General features: G+C 61.9%; 19 protein-coding genes. 11 read left to right on the top strand and 8 right to left on the bottom strand.

Going from position 1 to position 17,489, the window contains the following annotated elements; genetic code table 11:
- Window positions 1–8: 8 nt before the first annotated feature.
- Entirely contained in the window at window positions 9–782 is a 774-nt protein-coding gene (locus AC1RJW_RS11415) for a DeoR/GlpR family DNA-binding transcription regulator (RefSeq protein WP_493045004.1), read from the bottom strand.
- Between the two features lie 138 nt (window positions 783–920).
- Between AC1RJW_RS11415 and AC1RJW_RS11410 the strand changes: the two genes are divergently transcribed.
- Window positions 921–1,169 (top strand): hypothetical protein, encoded by a 249-nt coding sequence (locus AC1RJW_RS11410; protein WP_493045003.1) that lies wholly within the window; start codon window positions 921–923, stop codon window positions 1,167–1,169.
- Between the two features lie 14 nt (window positions 1,170–1,183).
- On the opposite strand, the gene AC1RJW_RS11405 is transcribed toward AC1RJW_RS11410, so the two are convergent.
- Window positions 1,184–1,459 carry a YkgJ family cysteine cluster protein gene (locus AC1RJW_RS11405; RefSeq protein WP_493045002.1) on the bottom strand — a complete coding sequence of 92 codons (276 nt, stop codon included), beginning with the start codon at window positions 1,457–1,459 and terminating at the stop codon, window positions 1,184–1,186.
- Between the two features lie 72 nt (window positions 1,460–1,531).
- On the bottom strand, window positions 1,532–2,401 hold the full coding sequence (locus tag AC1RJW_RS11400) for a head GIN domain-containing protein (RefSeq protein ID WP_493045001.1): 870 nt from the start codon (window positions 2,399–2,401) through the stop codon (window positions 1,532–1,534).
- A gap of 327 nt (window positions 2,402–2,728) precedes the next feature.
- Here AC1RJW_RS11400 and AC1RJW_RS11395 point away from each other — a divergent pair, with 327 nt between their 5' ends.
- The 4 genes from AC1RJW_RS11395 to AC1RJW_RS11380 all read left to right on the top strand — a co-directional run bounded on the left by AC1RJW_RS11395 (window position 2,729) and on the right by AC1RJW_RS11380 (window position 6,019).
- A complete protein-coding gene (locus tag AC1RJW_RS11395; protein ID WP_493045000.1) occupies window positions 2,729–3,379 on the top strand; it encodes a TetR/AcrR family transcriptional regulator in 651 nt (216 codons plus the stop codon).
- Between the two features lie 170 nt (window positions 3,380–3,549).
- A complete protein-coding gene (locus tag AC1RJW_RS11390) occupies window positions 3,550–4,200 on the top strand; it encodes a protein-L-isoaspartate O-methyltransferase family protein (protein ID WP_493044999.1) in 651 nt (216 codons plus the stop codon).
- Between the two features lie 13 nt (window positions 4,201–4,213).
- On the top strand, window positions 4,214–4,537 hold the full coding sequence (locus tag AC1RJW_RS11385; protein ID WP_034788759.1) for a rhodanese-like domain-containing protein: 324 nt from the start codon (window positions 4,214–4,216) through the stop codon (window positions 4,535–4,537).
- Window positions 4,538–4,678: 141 nt separating this feature from the next.
- Window positions 4,679–6,019 carry a TolC family outer membrane protein gene (locus AC1RJW_RS11380; protein WP_493044998.1) on the top strand — a complete coding sequence of 447 codons (1,341 nt, stop codon included), beginning with the start codon at window positions 4,679–4,681 and terminating at the stop codon, window positions 6,017–6,019.
- Window positions 6,020–6,088: 69 nt separating this feature from the next.
- On the opposite strand, the gene AC1RJW_RS11375 is transcribed toward AC1RJW_RS11380, so the two are convergent.
- A complete protein-coding gene (locus AC1RJW_RS11375; RefSeq protein WP_493044997.1) occupies window positions 6,089–6,556 on the bottom strand; it encodes a DMT family transporter in 468 nt (155 codons plus the stop codon).
- Between the two features lie 90 nt (window positions 6,557–6,646).
- On the opposite strand from AC1RJW_RS11375, the gene AC1RJW_RS11370 reads away from it, so the two are divergent.
- Window positions 6,647–7,552, top strand: coding sequence for a LysR substrate-binding domain-containing protein (locus AC1RJW_RS11370; protein ID WP_493044996.1), 906 nt, complete (start codon window positions 6,647–6,649; stop codon window positions 7,550–7,552).
- A 4-nt stretch (window positions 7,553–7,556) separates the two neighbouring features.
- Here AC1RJW_RS11370 and gloA read toward each other — a convergent pair whose 3' ends face one another.
- The 4 genes from gloA to AC1RJW_RS11350 all read right to left on the bottom strand — a co-directional run bounded on the left by gloA (window position 7,557) and on the right by AC1RJW_RS11350 (window position 10,254).
- On the bottom strand, window positions 7,557–7,964 hold the full coding sequence (gene gloA, locus AC1RJW_RS11365) for a lactoylglutathione lyase (protein ID WP_010401713.1): 408 nt from the start codon (window positions 7,962–7,964) through the stop codon (window positions 7,557–7,559).
- A gap of 124 nt (window positions 7,965–8,088) precedes the next feature.
- A complete protein-coding gene (locus AC1RJW_RS11360) occupies window positions 8,089–8,511 on the bottom strand; it encodes an OsmC family protein (RefSeq protein ID WP_493044995.1) in 423 nt (140 codons plus the stop codon).
- Between the two features lie 101 nt (window positions 8,512–8,612).
- Entirely contained in the window at window positions 8,613–9,923 is a 1,311-nt protein-coding gene (locus AC1RJW_RS11355; protein WP_493044994.1) for a PQQ-dependent sugar dehydrogenase, read from the bottom strand.
- 64 nt (window positions 9,924–9,987) lie between these two features.
- Window positions 9,988–10,254 carry a hypothetical protein gene (locus AC1RJW_RS11350; RefSeq protein WP_493044993.1) on the bottom strand — a complete coding sequence of 89 codons (267 nt, stop codon included), beginning with the start codon at window positions 10,252–10,254 and terminating at the stop codon, window positions 9,988–9,990.
- A gap of 262 nt (window positions 10,255–10,516) precedes the next feature.
- On the opposite strand from AC1RJW_RS11350, the gene AC1RJW_RS11345 reads away from it, so the two are divergent.
- The 5 genes from AC1RJW_RS11345 (at window position 10,517) to dnaK (ending at window position 17,336) form a co-directional block, all read left to right on the top strand.
- Entirely contained in the window at window positions 10,517–11,488 is a 972-nt protein-coding gene (locus AC1RJW_RS11345; RefSeq protein ID WP_227742053.1) for an NAD kinase, read from the top strand.
- A 48-nt stretch (window positions 11,489–11,536) separates the two neighbouring features.
- Complete coding sequence (recN, locus tag AC1RJW_RS11340) at window positions 11,537–13,204, top strand: DNA repair protein RecN (RefSeq protein ID WP_493044992.1); 1,668 nt, start codon at window positions 11,537–11,539, stop codon at window positions 13,202–13,204.
- Between the two features lie 105 nt (window positions 13,205–13,309).
- Window positions 13,310–14,419, top strand: a complete 1,110-nt coding sequence (gene hemH, locus AC1RJW_RS11335; protein ID WP_493044991.1) for a ferrochelatase — start codon at window positions 13,310–13,312, stop codon at window positions 14,417–14,419.
- A 345-nt stretch (window positions 14,420–14,764) separates the two neighbouring features.
- A complete protein-coding gene (gene grpE, locus AC1RJW_RS11330) occupies window positions 14,765–15,301 on the top strand; it encodes a nucleotide exchange factor GrpE (RefSeq protein WP_034788734.1) in 537 nt (178 codons plus the stop codon).
- Window positions 15,302–15,392: 91 nt separating this feature from the next.
- Window positions 15,393–17,336 carry a molecular chaperone DnaK gene (gene dnaK, locus AC1RJW_RS11325; RefSeq protein WP_070290878.1) on the top strand — a complete coding sequence of 648 codons (1,944 nt, stop codon included), beginning with the start codon at window positions 15,393–15,395 and terminating at the stop codon, window positions 17,334–17,336.
- Window positions 17,337–17,489: the final 153 nt, after the last annotated feature.

The raw sequence follows: 17,489 nt of genomic DNA, 5'->3' as shown, positions 1-17,489 counted from the left end.
GGATAAAATCAGGCGCGGGCGCGCAACACTTGCACGCCCAGCCGTTCAAAGGCAGCCGCGTGCTCGGCATCGGCATCGGCTTCGAGCACCAGGTGCTGCAGCAAGCCCGTGGCCAGCACGCCGAAAGGCGCGGCCGTGCCCAGCTTGTCGCTGGTGACGGCCACGACGACCGCCTTGCTGGCGCCGGCGATGCTGCGCTTGAACTCGGCCTCGTCATAGTTGAACGCCGTCACGCCCGCCTCCGCATCGGCACCGCAGGCACCGAGGAAGCACAGGTCGGGATGCATGCGCTCGACCGTGCGCAGCGCCTGCGGTCCCAGGCTGGCACCGGCGCGGCGGTCGACCCGGCCGCCAGCCATGATCAGCTCGATCTCGGGACGCTCCATGAGCGCCATGGCGATCGCGGGGGCATTGGTGATGACAGTGAGCGCCAGCTCCGGCAAGGCGCCGGCGATAGCCAGGTTGGTCGAGCCCGCGTCGAGAAACAGCACCTGGCCCGCGCGCACGAGCGACACGGCGGCCTGCGCCAGGCGCGCCTTGCGTTCGGGCGCTTCCTGCTTGCGCTGGCTCAGACTGGTGCCGGCGGCGGGCGCCAGCGGCAGGGCGCCGCCATACACGCGCTGGCAGAGGCCCGCCGCCGCCATTTCGCGCAGGTCGCGCCGTATCGTATCTTCGGAGACGTCGAGCTGGCGCGCCAGGTCCAGCGCCAGCACGCGGCCATCGGCGTGCAATTGTTGCTGGATCAGGGCGTGGCGTTGTTTGAGGAGCAGGGTAGCGGACATGTGAACTTATAAGCGTGCAGGAATGTGCATGAATATACTCAAACGTGCAAATCGAGTCAAGGTGACTTTTGCGCGCGTGCCGGTATTGCCGTAGGAATATGAAGTGCGTACAGTTGGGAAAAATGGAATAAGGAAACCATGTTCTCCAATAAATTATTAATGGCAACCTTGCTGGGCCGCGTCATGCGCCGTAGCGGGTGGGGTGTCGTGGCCATGCTGATTGTCTTCAATGCGCTGCATTGGAAGCGCCACGGCACGCTGGACTGGAGCGATGCGCGCGCTTCCCTGTTCGTGCTGTTGGCCTATCTGGTCGTTTCCCTGCTGCTGGAATACAAACGCTTGCGTGATGAGGAGCGTGCCTCGGTGCGGACCAAGGCCGCAGACTAAAGCGTTGCCGCCGCTCAGGGCGCCGTCAGCCGTTCCAGCTCGGCCAGCCAGTGGATGGCATGCTCGCGGCTGTCGCCGCACATGTCTGCCGAGGGCTGCAAGCCGCCGCAAAACGCGGGACGCTCCGGCTGGCCAAAGATCTTGCAGCGGTTGTCGTCGGCCAGCTGGATGCAGCGCACGCCCGCCGGTTTTCCGTCTGGCATGCCGGGAATGGGGCTGGTGATGGACGGTGCGGTGCAGCAGGCGCCGCAGGATGGGCGGCATGCCAGGGAAACGGCGGGGGACGGCATGGCAGCGGGCTGGAAAAGGGTCGAGGGCCGACAGTATAGCAAGCCGGCCCCCATGCGTCGCCAGAGGGGCGTTCAGCGCACGATGCTGACGCGCTTGCCCGACAGGGTGCGGCGGGCCGGGGCGCCATGCACGGTGATGCGGCCGGAACCGCTGGCGCGGGCATTGACTTCATTCTGGACGGTGACGTCGATGTCGCCGGAACCGTTGCTCGCCAGATACGCGACGTCGCTGCGCAGGGCGGCCAGGTTAATGTCGCCCGAGCCATTCACGTTGGCATCGAGACGCTGCACGGCGCCGCTGGCGCTGATGCTGCCCGAGCCGTTGACGGCCACATTGATGCGTTCGCCGCGCACGCCGCCCAGCTGGATATTGCCCGAACCGTTTTGCACCGCGTCCGTGTTGCCGCTGGCGAGGGCCGCCGCGTTGACGCTGCCCGAGCCATTGTTGGCCACGTCGAAGCGTCCCACCGTGCCCGACAATTCGCTCTTCATCGAACCGCGCTGCTCCAGGCTGAAATCCTCGCCATTGAAACCGCTGGCCACCAGGCGGCCCGAGCCGGAGATGTTGATCTTCCTCAATTGCGGCGTCGTGTAGATGACGTGGATGCCATTGCTGCTGCGAATGTTCGTATCGCTCCAGATGCGCAGGGTATTGCCGCTCACTTCGCTATGGATGCGCGGCTGCAGATTGCTGTCCGCTTCGATCACCAGCGATGTTGCCGGCCCCACGCGCACGTCGATCTTGAGATCGATGCGCTTCATGCTGTCGATGTCGAGCGTGTTGATGTTGCTGACCTGGCGCACGTCGCGGCTCACTTGCTCGTTGCCCTGGATGGCATTGCCGCCCGAGTCCGCGTGGCGCACTTCGCCATCGTTGGGGTTGATGACGATGGCGCAACCGCCGAGGGCAACGGCACAGCACAGGGCCAGCAAGGTACGCATGGTGTTTCCTTTATGATTGTTTTAGTTCAGGACAAGAAAAAAGCCGGCTGCCGCGCCGCGGCTGCCGTGCTGTCGATGTCAAGATAGCAAAGGGACTGTCTTTGCTGAATGCAAATGCGATGAACTGCGCAAAACGGGGGCTGAAACGCATTCTGGTTCACCCAGCGCCACAGGTCAGGCGCCAGAGGAGGTGTCGCTAACGCCGGCACGGAGCGTACAATACCCGTGTTCAGCATACTGGGCGGTGCCCCGCGTCGCCCGTGCTTGACCTTGCCCGTAGACAGGGCTACTATTAATGACTCAAAAGTAAGTTACTTGGAAAGACACATGCAAGCCCCGATTGATACCAAGCCCCGCTGGGAGCGGCGCAAGGATGCCCGCCCGCAGGAATTACTCGCTGCCGCCCTCGACCTGTTTGTCGAACGGGGGTTTGCATCGACGCGCCTGGAGGATGTGGCCAAGCGGGCCGGCGTGTCGAAAGGCACCCTGTACCTGTACTTTGAGAATAAACAAGAGCTGTTCAAGGCCGTGGTGCGCGACAATATCGTGCAGTCGATCGGCGAGGCGGAAGACAGCATGGCCGCTTCGGACAGCACCAGCGCCGAATTGTTGCGCAAGGTGATGATGCAGTGGTGGGAGGAATTCGGTGCCACCAAACTGGCCGGTTTGACCAAGCTGATGCTGGCCGAAGCGAACAATTTCCCGGAACTGGCGCAGTTTTACAACGAAGAAGTCGTCACGCGCGGCAACGGGCTGATCGTCAGCCTGCTGGAACGGGGCATGCAGCGCGGCGAATTCCGCCAGATCGATCCCGTGCTGGTCAGCACCATCCTCAGCGCGCCCGTCACCATGCTCATGATGTGGACGCACTCTTTCGTGCCGTGCGAGGTCAAGGATATCGATCCGCTCGCCTATATGGATGCCTTTATCGACATGAGCTTGCGCAGTCTGCAGGCGGAGGCGCCCGGGAAAAGCTGATGCACCGGGCCTGGCTACTACCGTTCAGTTACCCCTTTTCCAAGGTTCGCCCCCCCAAATCTGCAGATCGTCGCAAATTTCCTCCATTCCCCGCCTTTATAGTTAACATGTGCTTTCAGCCAGTTCAACGATAAAATGGCGGATTATTACTTCACTTACCGAGTCCAAAGATGAATATCGAACAAGCCCGCTTCAATATGATCGAACAGCAGATCCGTCCATGGGACGTACTGGATATCGACGTGCTGGAGCTGTTGAACGTGGTCAAACGTGAAGATTTCGTGCCTGCCGCCTATAAAAACCTGGCCTTCGTCGATACGGAAATCCCACTGGGTGGCGGCGAATGCATGTTCACGCCGAAGCTGGAAGCGCGCATTTTGCAGGACGTAGCCGTCAAGAAGCATGAAAATGTACTGGAAATCGGTACCGGCAGCGGTTACATGGCCGCTTTGCTGGCGCACAAGGCGCGTCATGTGACGAGCGTGGAAATCGTTCCCCAATTGAAAACCCTGGCCGAGCAGAACCTGGCCGCCAACGGCGTGACCAACGTGACCGTGGAACTGGGCGACGGCGCCCAGGGCTGGAGCAAGGGCGCACCATATGACGTGATCGTCGTGTCGGGTGCCTTGGCCGTGTTGCCGGAAGTACTGTTGCAACAAGTGAAAGTCGGCGGCCGCATCCTGGCCATCATCGGCGAAGCGCCGATCATGTCGGCGCATTTGATCACGCGCAGCTCGGACAAGGCCTACGACACGCGCAAGCTGTTTGAAACCAATGTCACGCCGCTGCAAGCCGTTGCACCGTCGCATTTCCAGTTCTGAGGCGACCGATTCGATGGAGCATTTGAGTGCACCGCAGCTGGCCGCCTGGCTGGCTGACCCTTCCCGCCCGCGTCCGTTCCTGCTGGACGTGCGGGAACAGTGGGAGTTTGACCTGTGCCACCTCGACGGTGCCACCTTGATGCAGATGAACTCGATTCCCGCGCGCATCGATGACCTCGATGAAGACGCCGAGATCGTCTGCATCTGCCATCACGGCATGCGCAGCATGCAAGTGGCGGCCTTCCTGGAGCGCAATGGGTTTGGCAAGATCAGTAATTTGACGGGCGGCGTGCATGCCTGGGCGCTGCAAGTCGACAGCGCAATGCCTAAATACTAAGTTATTTTGCAGTAGATGCACCCAGGCATGTTTTCCTGCATGCCTGCGGAGGCCTGTACCCCGCTGATCCGGCGGGCGCAAGGCAAGCGGTAGCAGATTTTTGATTCCATCAACTTTTGACGACTCCAACGGAGAAATGCAATGCGGAAACCCCTTATCGCCGTGCTGATGACCAGCGCCTTTGTCTCGATGACATGCTCGCTGCAAGCACAGGCGGCCGATCTCATCCAGGTGTACCAGCAGGCACTGGCCAATGACGCGCAGTACGCCAGCGCGCGCGCGGCCCTGTCGGCCGGGATGGAGCGGGTTCCGCAGGGCCTGGCAGGCTTGCTGCCGCAAGTGTCCGCCTCGGGCAGCAATACGCGTGGCAATCAGGAACAGATCATCCAGAACAACGGCGGCAACAAGATCACCTCGCCATCCGTGAACGTGCGCACGAACAGCTACAACCTGACCCTGGCGCAACCGCTGTTCCGCTGGGATCGCTGGGAAACCTACCAGCAAAGCAAGCTGGCGCAGGCGATTGCTGAAGCGCAATTTGCACAGGTGCAACAAGACCTGATCACGCGCGTGGCGCAGGCGTATTTCGACGTGCTCAGTGCGCAGGACAACCTGGGCGCCACGCAGGCGCAAAAAGTCGCCACGACGGAGCAGCTGGCATCGGCCAAGCGCAACTTCGAAGTCGGCACGCAAACGATTACCGACACGCACGAAGCACAAGCGGCCTACGACCTGGTGGTGGCGCAAGAGTTTGCCGCCATCAATGACCTGGCCAACAAGCGCAGCGCCCTGCAAACCATTATCGGCGAAGCGCCGACCTCGCTGGCGCCGATGCGCACGGGCGTCGTCATCAGCGCGCCGGAACCGGCCGCCATCGAGCCGTGGGTGAGCTCGGCGGAAGAGCAGAACTACGGCGTCGTCACGGCCCAGTTCAACGTGGAATCGGCCAAGCGCGACATCGGCCGCAACCGCGCCGGTCACTACCCGACCCTGGACCTGATCGCCAACACGGGCCATACCTACACCTCGGGTGGCGGCAATGGCAGCGGCAATAACAACAACGCCATCGGCGTGCAGTGGAGCATCCCCATCTTCAGCGGCTTTGCCGTGACGAGCAAGGTGCGCGAATCGATCGCACTGGAAAACAAGGCCCGCAACGACCTGGAAACGGCACGCCGCACGGCATCGCAAGGCGCGCGCCAGGCTTTCCTCGGCGTCAATAGCGGCCTGGCGCAAGTCAAGGCGCTGGAAGCGGCGGAAGTGTCGAGCAAGTCGGCGCTGGAGTCGAACCAGCTCGGCTATCAAGTGGGCGTGCGCATCAATATCGACGTCTTGAATGCGCAGAAACAATTGTTCTCGACGCAAAAAGACCTGTCGAAAGCCCGCTATGACACCATCATGAACGGCTTGCGCCTGAAGGCCGCGGCCGGCACCCTGAAGGAAACGGACTTGATGCCCGTCAACGCCTTGCTCGTCAAGTAAGCGCGCTCTTGCTCTACATTAAAACCAGCCCCGGCAACGGCGCTGGTTTTTTTTCGTCTGGCGGTGTTGTCAGACGGCGCGGCTGTTGGCGAACTGGGTCAGCACGACACCGGCCACCACCAGGCCCGCGCCGGCCCAGTGCAGCGGGGAAATATGCTTGACGGCAAAGCCCAGCAAGCCGTAGCGGTCGATGGCCAGCGCGGCCAGCATCTGTCCGCCGATGACGGCCGCCATGAAGGGCCCGGACCCCATGCGCGGCGCCAGCATCAGCGCGGCCGTAATATAAAACACGCCGGCCGCGCCGCCGAGCCAGGACCAGCCCGGCCCGCGCACGGCAAGGTGCAAATCGGGCGCGGGCACCCGCCAGGCCAGCATCACCAGTAAAGCAAGCACGGCGCTGACGGCCAGCGAGGCGAGGGTGGCCCACAGCGGGTGGCCCAGGTTACGGCCCAGCGCGGCGTTCGCGCCCGCCTGGAACGGGACGACGGCGCCGGCCAGCATGGCCAGCGGGGCAAACAAGGTGATCCATCCATGCATGTCTGACTCCACAGTTGAGTTGATGGAGCCATCGTATTATGCTGTCATCATTAAATCCAATTCGTAGTTTGTCAGTTAACTATGCACCAAATGAATAATCTGCGCGCCGTCGATTTGAATCTGCTGGTGATCCTGGATGCGCTGCTCAGCGAACGCCATCTGTCGCGCGCGGCGGAACGCTTGCACATGAGCCAGCCTGCCGTCAGCCATGCGCTGGCACGCTTGCGCCACTTGCTCGACGATCCGCTGCTGCTGCGCGGCAAGGGCGGCTTCCAGCCCACGGCGCGCGCCCTGGAATTGGCGCGGCCGCTGGCCGAAGCCTTGCAAAGCGTGCGCTCCGTGCTCGGCGGCGCCGTCTTCGAGGCGGCCACGGCGCAGCGCGTGTTTTGCCTGGCCATGTCGGATTACGGCGCGGCATTGATCTTGCCTGCTTTGCTGCGGCGCTTGCGCGTGGAAGCGCCCGGCATCGACCTGGCCGTCAGCTATGCCAGCCGTCCAGCCGTGGTGGCGGGCGTGCAGGATGGCGAGATCGACCTGGCGCTGGGCGTGTTCCCGCAACTGCCCGAACAGTTACACAGGGAAACCTTATTCGAGGAAACGTTCGTGTGCGCGCTGGACCCGGCCAGCCTGGCGCAAGGAGAGAGCTTGAGCTTGCAGACCTATCTGGCGCGCCCGCACGTGCTGGTGGCATCCGGCGAAGGCGGCATGGCGGCTGAAGTCGATGCGGCGCTGGCGCAGCTGGGCCAGGCGCGCCGTATCGCCGTGCGCGTGCCGTACTGGACGGTCGCACCGGAGGTCGTGATGGGGACGGATTTGATCCTGACGGTGGCGCGGCGCGCCTTGCACGGCAGCGTGGCGCAAGGGCTGGCGCAGTACTCCGCGCCGTTTGCCATCGCGCCGTTTGCGTTTGAAGTGATACGGCACCGCCGCACGGACGGCGATGCGGGCATCGCCTGGCTGCGTGCGGCCATTGCCAGGGCCGCCGAACCAGGCTGAGGTATTACAGGCCGCCGCCCTGGCCGTCGAACTTGCGCTCGATCAATTCGATCTTGTAGCCGTCCGGGTCGGTGATGAAGGCGATCACCGTGTTGCCGCCTTTCACTGGGCCCGGTTCGCGCGTGACGTTGCCGCCATTCGCGCGTGCCGCATCGCAAGCGGCGACGATATCGTCGGCCGAGATGGCGATGTGGCCATACGCCGTGCCCAGCTCGTAGCTGGTGGTGCCATAGTTATACGTCAGTTCCAGTTCCGCGTGGTCGGGGTTCGAACCGTAGCCCACGAAGGCCAGCGTGTACTGGTATTCCGGGTTGTCGCTGGTGCGCAGCAATTTCATGCCCAGGACCTTCGTGTAAAAATCGATGGAGCGCTGCAGGTCGCCGACCCGTAACATGGTGTGCAAAATACGCATCGTAAATCCTTGATATGAATAGGGGAATGGCAGGATTTTATGCGTTTTACGGCTTTCTTGCCGAGACCGCCCCGGCTGCCCCGGTGCAGGACAGCTGCGGGCGGTGACGTCAATGCCTCCGGATTTACTCCAGACGGGCATCCAGCGTGATTTCCGTGGCCAGCAACTTCGATACGGGGCAACCAAGCTTGGCGCGCAGGGCCGCATCCTGGAACGCTTCGTCGGTGGCGCCGGGAATGGTGGCTACCAGGGTCAGGTGGACGGCCGTGATGGCATAGCTGCCATCGATCTTTTCCAGGCTGACCTCGGCCGTGGTTTTCAGGGCCGTGGCGCGCAAGCCCGCCTCGCCCAGCTGGCCGGACAAGGCCATGGTGAAGCAGGCCGCATGGGCGGCGCCGATCAGTTCTTCCGGATTGCTGCCGGGACCGTCTTCGAAGCGCGTGTTGAAGCCGTATGCCACATTGTCGAGCGCGCCGCTTTCGGTGGAAATGAATCCTTTGCCATCTTTAAGGCCGCCACTCCAGACGGCTGATCCTGTTTTTTTCATGATGTACTCCTTGCGTGGTTCGAAGGTCCATCATGCGCGTCCCACCCCTGCGCTTCCGTTCGTTGCGCCACACAGGGGGCGCATGCGCGGCGCGAATGCCTTCACGGCGCCGGCGTGACGCGCCAGATGACATTGCCCACGTCGTCCGCCACCAGCAGCGCGCCCGCCTTGTCGACGGCCACGCCCACGGGGCGTCCCTGCGCCTTGCCATTGTTGTCGAGGAAACCGGCGATGACGTCCTGCGGCGGCCCGCTGGGCGCGCCGTCGGCGAAGGGCACGAAGATGACTTTATAGCCGCTGAAGGGCTTGCGGTTCCACGAACCGTGCTGGCCGATGAAGGCGCCGCCCCGGTAGCGTTCGGGCAGCAGGGTGGCGTCATAAAACGCCAGTCCCAGCGAGGCCGTGTGCGCACCGAGCGCATAATCGGGCGCAACAGCCGTGGCCACCAGTTCGGGACGGGGCGGCTGGACCCGCGCATCGACGTGCTGGCCGAAATAACTGTAGGGCCAGCCATAGAAGGCGCCGTCCTTGACGGAGGTCATGTAGTCGGGCACCAGGTCGTTGCCCAGCTCGTCGCGTTCATTGACGGCCGTCCACAGGGCGCCCGTCCTGGGCTGCCAGGCCAGGCCGACGGGATTGCGCAAGCCCGTGGCATACACGCGCGCCTTGCCCGTGGCGCGCGCGAATTGCCAGATGGCGGCGCGGCCCTCTTCGGCCGCCATGCCGTTTTCGCCCACATTGCTGTTGGAACCGACGGAAACATAGAGAAATTTGCCGTCGGGGCTGGCGATGACGTTCTTGGTCCAGTGATGATTGATGGGCCCGCCTGGCAAATCCAGCACCTTCACGCCCGGCGCCGTGATGGCCGTTTGCCCGCTGACGTAGGGAAAGCGCATCAAGGCGTCGGCATTGGCGATGTACAGCTCGTTGCCCACCAGGGCCATGCCGAATGGCGAGTTCAGTCCCTGCAGGAACACGCTGCGCGTGTGCGCCACGCCATTCGCGTCGACGCCGCGCAGCAGGGTGATGCGGTTGGCGCTGGGCGTGGCGGCGCCCGCTTTTTTCATTTGCATCTGCATGATGGCGCCCTTGATGCCCTTGCCGTCGTCCGGTTTCGGCGGGGCATTCGTTTCCGCCACGAGCACGTCGCCATTTGGCAAGACGTACAGCCAGCGCGGATGGTCGAGGTCGCGTGCATACGCCTGGATGGCCAGGTCGGCCGCGACGGCGGGGTGCTGCGTCGCCGTCCAGCGCTGCACGGGGGCGACGTTGACGGTGGGAATCAATTGCTTGTCCGGCGCGGGCAGCACGGGCTGGGGGCCGAAGCCAACGGGCATGGCGGGCGCCTGGGCATGGGCGAGATGGGCGCCGCAGGCAGCGGCCAGCAGGAAGGAAAAGGCGTAACGGTGCATGGCGTACTCCGTAATATGACCAGTGCGCATGAGCAGTGCGAGCAGCAGAGCGTGACGGTTGGAGTCAGCGCGCCTTCTTTGGTTCCAGCTGCGCGTCGGGACGGGCTTGCTGCGGCGCGGCGGGCTTGACCTTTTCCACGCCGGGTTGCGCGTGCCGGTCCGTATCGACCAGGCCTTGCTCCAGATCGCTGGCCGCCTGTTGCATGATCTTGCGCGGCCGCACGTTCTGCGCGTCGGGCGACTCGTCGCGCTCGTGCGGCAGGCGGTCGACACCGTCATTCTTGACCTTTTCATCGGTATTGATCTTGCGCTCGCTATGCTGGGCAACCATATGGCCTCCTGAAGGAAGGAATGATGTCCAGCCAGTGTCCCGCCGCCGCCGGAACCACGCAAGCGGATTTGTCCGGCGATGGAGCGCTGGCGCACGCATGGACGATTCTTTTTCTGCGCTACACTGCGTGCAACACCAGGAACGCCCCTTGCGGGCACACGACAGCCGCACTATACTGTGCATATATACAGTATCATGCGATGCCGGCGTGCGACGCGACAGCCAGGGGCGGTTTGCCACCGAATTCACTACCGAGATTTTTATGCCCGTCGATAACTACGCCGACCAGCGAGCCGAACAGCCAGCCGCGACCTTGCCAGCCCCGGGCGAGCGCTTCAACCTGGGCGCCAAGACCATCGCCCTGGTCGTGCGCCAGAATACGGATGGCATTGCCGAGCCCGTGAAAAGCATCGTCGATTTCCTGCAAGTGCTGGGCCACACGGTGGTCTTCGAGGCGGAGACGGCTGCGCATCTGAACCTGGCGTTTCCTGGCGTGCGCGCCATGTCGCCGGCCGAGATCGGCGCCGCCGCCGATTGCGCCATCGTCATGGGCGGCGATGGCACCATGCTCGGCATTGCGCGCCAGCTGGCGCCATTCGACGTACCTTTGATCGGTATCAATCAGGGACGCCTGGGTTTCATGACGGATATCCCGCTCGAGCGTATGCTGCCTGTATTGGCGCAGATTCTCGGCGGCCGTTTCAAGGCCGAACGCCGTACCTTGCTTGAAGGTAGCGTGCTGCGCGACGGCGAGTCGATTCACGTGGGCATGGCCGTCAACGATGTCGTCGTCTCGCGCGGCGGCGGTGCCGGCATGGCGGAATTGCGCGTCGAGGTCGACGGCCACTTCATGTACAACCAGCGTTCGGATGGCTTGATCATTTCCACGCCCACGGGTTCGACCGCATATTCGCTGTCGGCCGGCGGTCCCTTGCTGCATCCGACCCTGGGCGGCATCGTGCTCGTGCCGATCGCCCCGCATGCGCTGTCGAACCGCCCCATCGTCTTGCCCGATTCCAGCCAGATCGTCGTGGAAATCGTGCGCGGACGCGATATCAGCGTCAATTTCGACATGCAGACCTTTGCCAGCCTGGTCCAGCAAGACCGCATCCTCATCCGCCGTTCGCCGCATACGATTACCTTCCTGCATCCGGAAGGGTGGAGTTACTACAACACCCTGCGTGAAAAACTGCACTGGAACGAGTACCCGTCGGGCGAGGGCAAGCTCAGTTAACAAGTTTCTCCACGTCAACCCGCGGCGCGCCGCCTAACCACAGAAGCCATGCTCCATACACTGTCCATTCGCGATTTTGTCATTGTCGATACCATTGAACTGGAATTTTCCGCCGGCTTCAGCGTGCTGACGGGCGAGACGGGCGCCGGCAAGTCCATCCTCATCGATGCGCTGACCCTGGCGCTGGGCGGGCGCGGCGACGCCAGCGTGGTGCGCGAAGGCGCGGCCAAGGCCGACATCACGGCCGATTTTTCCGTCAGCGAAGTGGCGCAGGCCTGGCTGGTGGCGCATGAATTCGCCAACGACGATGGCGGCGCGCTGCTGCGCCGCGTGATCGACAATGCGGGCCGCTCGAAGGCGTATATCAACGGCATCCCCGCCACGGCCGCGCAGCTGCGCGAACTCGGCGACATGCTGGTCGATATCCACGGCCAGCACGCGCACCAGTCCTTGCTGAAAAGCGAAGCGCAGCGGGCCTTGCTCGACGGCCAGGCGACGGCGCGCGAAGCGGGCGCGGAGCAGGATGCGCGGCAAGTGGCGGCGCTGCACAAGCGCTGGCGCGCCCTCGTGCGCCAGCGCGAGGAATTCGAAACGAATGCCGCCAACGTGCTGTACGAGCGCGAACGGCTGGAATGGCAAGTGGGCGAACTGGAAAAGCTGGCCGCCAAGCCCGGCGAATGGACGGACATCACGAACGAGCACAGCCGCCTGTCGCACGCGGCCAGCCTGCTCGAAGGGGCGCAGGAAGCGCTGGCGATCATTTCCGAACAGGAAGATCATCCCATCGTGTCGCAACTGTCGGCCCTGAACCAGAAGCTGGGCAAGCTGGTGTCCGTCGATGCGGAATTGCAGCCGATCATCGACCTGATCGAATCGTCGCGCATCCAGCTGCAGGAATCCGTGTACGCGCTGAACAATTACCTGGACCGCGTGGAGCTGGACCCGGAGCGTTTGCACCAGCTCGATGCGCGCATGGAAGCCATGCACAGCACGGCCCGCAAATTCCGCGTCACGCCCGAAGAGTTGCCGGAGGAACACGCCAAACTGTCGGAAAAGCTGCAGCACCTGGCCGACGCTTCCGATATCGAGGGCTTGCTGCGCCAGGAAGCAAAGATCGAGGCCGAGTACCGCGGCGTGGCCGAGCGCCTGTCCGCCACGCGCCGCGCCGCCGCCCTGGAACTGGGGCAAGCCGTCACGCGCGCCATGCAGGAACTGAGCATGACGGGCGGCAGCTTCGAAATCGCGCTGCACCCGTGCGAACCGGCCGCGCACGGCCTCGAGCAAGTGGAATTCCTCGTCGCCGGCCACGCGGGCACGGCGCCCCGCTCGCTGGCCAAGGTGGCGTCCGGCGGCGAACTGGCGCGCATTGCGCTGGCCATCTCCGTCATCACCTCGCACGCCACCACCACGCCGACCCTGATCTTCGACGAGGTCGACAGCGGCATCGGCGGCGCCGTCGCCGAAGTGGTGGGGCGCCTGTTGAAACGCCTGGGGCAGGGACGGCAAGTGCTGTGCGTGACCCATTTGCCGCAAGTGGCCAGCCAGGCGAATCAGCATTTCCAGGTGGCAAAAAGCACCCTGGACAATGGCAAGACGGCATCGCGCATCGACATGCTCGACGCCAAGGCCCGCGTGGAAGAAGTGGCGCGCATGCTGGGCGGCCTGGAAATCACGGCCACCACGCGCAAGCATGCCCGCGAATTGCTGGCGATTTGACCTGGATGTGACGGGCGTGCTGCCATCGCCTGGCAGTATTCCCGATGTTGACGCAATGTAACTATAATGGTCGGCTAATCCATCCAACGCCTTTGAAGAGCCTTCATGTCATTTCAAACAGAACCGCCGTATACGCATGGCAGCATGGACCGCAGCGCCGTGGTGCTGGTCAACCTGGGCACGCCCGATGCGCCGACCTCGTCGGCTGTGCGGCGTTACCTGAAGCAATTCTTGTCGGACCCGCGCGTGGTGGAGATTCCCCGCATTGTCTGGTGGTTCATTTTGAACCTGATTATTTTGCCCTTCCGCTCGGGCCAGTCGGCCAAGAAATACGCGTCGATCTGGACGCGCGAGGGCTCGCCCCTGAAAGTGCACACGCAAAAGCAGGCGAAACTGCTGGCCGGCGCCCTAACCGAGCGGGGCCATGACGGCGTCACGGTCGCCATGGCCATGCGCTACGGTTCGCCTTCCTTGCCCGACGTGCTGGCCAAGCTGAAAAGCGAAGGCTGCGAACGGATCGCCATCTTGCCGGCCTATCCGCAATACTCGGGCACGACGACGGGGTCCATCTACGACGCCGTATTCGCCCATTACGCCACGGTGCGCAATGTGCCGGAGTTGCGTTTTATCAAGCAATACCACGAGCACGACACGTATATCGACGCCTTGCGCGATTCCGTGCTGAACCATTGGGAAGCGCATGGCCGTCCGGAAAAACTGGTGATGAGCTTTCATGGTGTACCCAAGCGTACTTTGCTGCTCGGTGATCCCTACCACTGCCAATGCCTGAAAACGGCGCGTCTGCTGGCGGAAAAGTTGAAATTAACTAAAGAGCAATACGTGGTGACTTTCCAGTCGCGCTTCGGCAAGGCCGAATGGCTGCAGCCGTACACGGCACCCACCCTCGTGGCGCTGGCGCAACAGGGCGTCAAGCGCGTCGACCTGCTGTGTCCGGGCTTTACCAGCGATTGCCTGGAAACCCTGGAAGAGATCGCCATGGAAGCCAAGCATGATTTCGAGGCGGCCGGCGGCCAGCAGTTTCACTACATTGCTTGCCTGAATGAGACGCCGGCCTGGATCGCGGGCATGGCGGAAATTGCCGAGCAGCACATGATCGGCTGGCCGACGATGAAGACGGCGCCGCAGCGCGACGCGGACAAGAGGGCGGGCGAGCAGGCGCGTGCGGCAGCCTTGGCACTGGGCGCGTCGAACTGAAGATAATTGATTTTTTTGCAATCAAAAGCCGCGCTTGCGCGGCTTTGTCATGTCTGGCGCGACAAAAGTACTATCCAGATAGCAACGTCGCCAGTGGCGATGGCCGTGGCGGGGCTGGTAGAATGCCCGCTTTGCCGGGGGAAGCCTGGAAAATCAAGGGGGGCGCGCACGGATCGCTGGCCGAAATGGGAAGCGCTTTGTAATAAGCTGTAACATGGATCGATGTAATCCTGGTTTTGCCACGCATACCCCTTGAAACAATAGGATATAGCCCCATCTGCCCGTTAGTGTTGTAAAGATAGTTAGACTAACTCATTTAAGTCATTGATTGTAGGAGCTTTCTAGATGCAAGATCAGGAAAACCAAGCTGTACCTAATCCGCAAGCGGACGCCGCGGCGACTGCCCCATCGACTCCCGCAGAGCCTACTTTGGAAGAGCAGCTGGCGAGTACCGAAGCGCGTCTTGCAGAGATGCACGATGCCTTCATGCGCGCCAAGGCCGATGGCGAAAATATTCGCCGCCGTGCGCAGGAAGATGTTGCTAAAGCGCATAAATTCGCAGTGGAAAGCTTTGCCGAAGCCATGGTGCCGGTGAAAGACAGCCTGGAAACGGCGCTGACGGTGGAAGCACCGACCATCGAATCGCTGAAAGAAGGCGTCGAGATGACTCTGAAGCAATTGAATGCAGCGTTCGAGCGCAACCGCCTGGTGGAAGTCTTGCCAGTGCAGGGCGAGAAACTCGATCCGATGAAACACCAGGCCGTTGCCGTGGTGCCAGCGGAGCAGGAAGCCAATACCATCGTATCCGTCCTGCAAAAGGGCTATATGATTGCGGACCGCCTGCTGCGTCCAGCCATTGTCACGACCGCGCAAGCAAAATAATCAGAGGGCGGCATCAAGCAAGCCTTGAAACCATGCCGCTTTGCCACATATAAGAACCATCTGAAATCTAGCAAATAAAAGGAAAAAAATCATGGGTAGAATTATCGGTATCGATCTGGGAACCACGAATTCCTGCGTTTCCATCATGGAAAACGGTCAACCAAAGGTAATCGAAAACGCTGAAGGCGCACGCACGACGCCGTCGATTATTGCTTATCAAGAAGATGGCGAAATTCTCGTCGGCGCGCCGGCGAAACGCCAGGCCGTGACCAATCCGAAAAACACGCTGTACGCAGTCAAACGTTTGATCGGTCGCAAGTTCGACGAAAAAGAAGTGCAAAAAGACATCGCGCTGATGCCGTACCAAATCATGAAAGCCGACAACGGCGATGCATGGATCGGCGTACGCGACAAAAAACTGGCGCCGCCGCAAATTTCGGCTGAAGTCCTGCGCAAGATGAAGAAAACGGCAGAAGATTACCTCGGTGAAGAAGTCACCGAAGCCGTCATCACCGTGCCTGCATACTTCAACGACTCGCAGCGTCAAGCCACCAAGGATGCCGGCCGTATCGCTGGCCTGGACGTCAAGCGCATCATCAACGAGCCAACCGCGGCAGCGCTGGCTTTCGGCCTGGACAAGACCGAAAAAGGCGACCGTAAAATCGCCGTGTATGACCTGGGTGGCGGTACGTTCGACGTGTCGATCATCGAAATCGCAGATGTTGATGGCGAGAAACAATTTGAAGTGCTGTCGACCAACGGAGACACCTTCCTGGGCGGCGAAGACTTCGACCAGCGCGTCATCGATTACATCATCGACGAGTTCAAGAAGATCAACGGCATCGATCTGAAAAAAGATCCGATCGCCCTGCAGCGCATCAAGGCTTCGGCCGAGCGCGCGAAGATCGAATTATCGTCGTCGCAGCAAACCGAAATCAACGAGCCGTACATCGCCATGGCGAACGGCGCACCGGTCCACTTGAACCTGAAGATGACCCGCGCCAAGCTGGAATCGCTGGTGGAAGAGCTGATCACGGCCACGATGGAACCATGCCGCACCGCTATCAAAGATGCTGGCGTGAAAGTGTCGGACATCGATGACATCATCCTGGTCGGCGGTATGACCCGTATGCCGAAGGTGCAGGAAAAAGTGAAGGAATTCTTCGGCAAGGATCCACGCAAGGACGTGAACCCGGACGAAGCCGTCGCCGTGGGCGCAGCGATTCAAGGTTCGGTCCTGTCGGGCGAACGCAAGGACTTGCTGTTGCTGGACGTCACCCCTCTGTCCCTGGGTATCGAAACCCTGGGCGGCGTGATGACCAAGATGATTCACAAAAACACGACGATTCCGACCAAGTTCAGCCAGGTCTTCTCGACGGCCGACGACAACCAGCCTGCGGTGACCATCAAGGTCTTCCAGGGTGAGCGCGAAATCGCCGCCGGCAACAAGGGTCTGGGCGAATTCAATCTGGAAGGCATCCCGCCAGCATCGCGCGGTACGCCACAGATCGAAGTGACCTTCGACATCGACGCCAACGGCATCTTGCACGTCGGCGCGAAAGACAAGGCCACCGGCAAGGAAAACAAGATCACGATCAAGGCCAATTCCGGCTTGACCGAGGCTGAAATCCAGAAGATGGTGAAAGACGCCGAGCTGAACGCGGAAGAAGACAAGAAGGTCAAAGAATTGGCCGAGTCGCGCAACCAGGCCGATGCTCTGGTACACTCGACCCGGAAATCCTTGACCGAATACGGCGACAAGCTGGATGCGGGCGAGAAAGAGAAGATTGAAGCGGCGATCACCGACCTGGAAGCAAGCATCAAGGCCGGTGACAAGGCTGAGATCGACGCCAAGGTGGAAGCACTGTCGAGCGCATCGCAGAAACTGGGCGAAAAAATGTATGCCGACATGCAAGCGCAGCAAGCTGCCGGCGGCGCGGAAGGTGCACAGCAAGCTGCTGGCGCATCGGACGCAGGCGCCAAGCAGGACGACGTTGTCGACGCTGACTTCAAAGAAGTCAAAGACAGCAAGTAATTGTCTTGCGCTCCCATGAACTGGGGGCAGCCGGGCTGAACGCTACATCGCGGGATTAGCCGCGAAGACCGGCCGAGCCGAGTCGCTGCACCTAGCGCAGCACTCGACTCGGCTTTTTCGTGTAATTTTTACATCAGTAGATAGACTGCAAGG

The sequence above is a fragment of the Janthinobacterium sp. GW822-FHT07A03 genome (assembly GCF_058798815.1).
Note: the sequence above shows the minus strand (reverse complement) of the source record. Positions and strands in the feature narration are given on the sequence as shown.

What these genes read in the sequence shown, in the direction of transcription:
- AC1RJW_RS11415 (WP_493045004.1), bottom strand. Translation starts at nt 782, where the DNA reads ATGTCCGCTACCCTGCTCCTCAAACAACGCCACGCCCTGATCCAGCAA.
- AC1RJW_RS11410 (WP_493045003.1), top strand. Translation starts at nt 921, where the DNA reads ATGTTCTCCAATAAATTATTAATGGCAACCTTGCTGGGCCGCGTCATG.
- AC1RJW_RS11405 (WP_493045002.1), bottom strand. Translation starts at nt 1,459, where the DNA reads ATGCCGTCCCCCGCCGTTTCCCTGGCATGCCGCCCATCCTGCGGCGCC.
- AC1RJW_RS11400 (WP_493045001.1), bottom strand. Translation starts at nt 2,401, where the DNA reads ATGCGTACCTTGCTGGCCCTGTGCTGTGCCGTTGCCCTCGGCGGTTGC.
- AC1RJW_RS11395 (WP_493045000.1), top strand. Translation starts at nt 2,729, where the DNA reads ATGCAAGCCCCGATTGATACCAAGCCCCGCTGGGAGCGGCGCAAGGAT.
- AC1RJW_RS11390 (WP_493044999.1), top strand. Translation starts at nt 3,550, where the DNA reads ATGAATATCGAACAAGCCCGCTTCAATATGATCGAACAGCAGATCCGT.
- AC1RJW_RS11385 (WP_034788759.1), top strand. Translation starts at nt 4,214, where the DNA reads ATGGAGCATTTGAGTGCACCGCAGCTGGCCGCCTGGCTGGCTGACCCT.
- AC1RJW_RS11380 (WP_493044998.1), top strand. Translation starts at nt 4,679, where the DNA reads ATGCGGAAACCCCTTATCGCCGTGCTGATGACCAGCGCCTTTGTCTCG.
- AC1RJW_RS11375 (WP_493044997.1), bottom strand. Translation starts at nt 6,556, where the DNA reads ATGCATGGATGGATCACCTTGTTTGCCCCGCTGGCCATGCTGGCCGGC.
- AC1RJW_RS11370 (WP_493044996.1), top strand. Translation starts at nt 6,647, where the DNA reads ATGAATAATCTGCGCGCCGTCGATTTGAATCTGCTGGTGATCCTGGAT.
- gloA (WP_010401713.1), bottom strand. Translation starts at nt 7,964, where the DNA reads ATGCGTATTTTGCACACCATGTTACGGGTCGGCGACCTGCAGCGCTCC.
- AC1RJW_RS11360 (WP_493044995.1), bottom strand. Translation starts at nt 8,511, where the DNA reads ATGAAAAAAACAGGATCAGCCGTCTGGAGTGGCGGCCTTAAAGATGGC.
- AC1RJW_RS11355 (WP_493044994.1), bottom strand. Translation starts at nt 9,923, where the DNA reads ATGCACCGTTACGCCTTTTCCTTCCTGCTGGCCGCTGCCTGCGGCGCC.
- AC1RJW_RS11350 (WP_493044993.1), bottom strand. Translation starts at nt 10,254, where the DNA reads ATGGTTGCCCAGCATAGCGAGCGCAAGATCAATACCGATGAAAAGGTC.
- AC1RJW_RS11345 (WP_227742053.1), top strand. Translation starts at nt 10,517, where the DNA reads ATGCCCGTCGATAACTACGCCGACCAGCGAGCCGAACAGCCAGCCGCG.
- recN (WP_493044992.1), top strand. Translation starts at nt 11,537, where the DNA reads ATGCTCCATACACTGTCCATTCGCGATTTTGTCATTGTCGATACCATT.
- hemH (WP_493044991.1), top strand. Translation starts at nt 13,310, where the DNA reads ATGTCATTTCAAACAGAACCGCCGTATACGCATGGCAGCATGGACCGC.
- grpE (WP_034788734.1), top strand. Translation starts at nt 14,765, where the DNA reads ATGCAAGATCAGGAAAACCAAGCTGTACCTAATCCGCAAGCGGACGCC.
- dnaK (WP_070290878.1), top strand. Translation starts at nt 15,393, where the DNA reads ATGGGTAGAATTATCGGTATCGATCTGGGAACCACGAATTCCTGCGTT.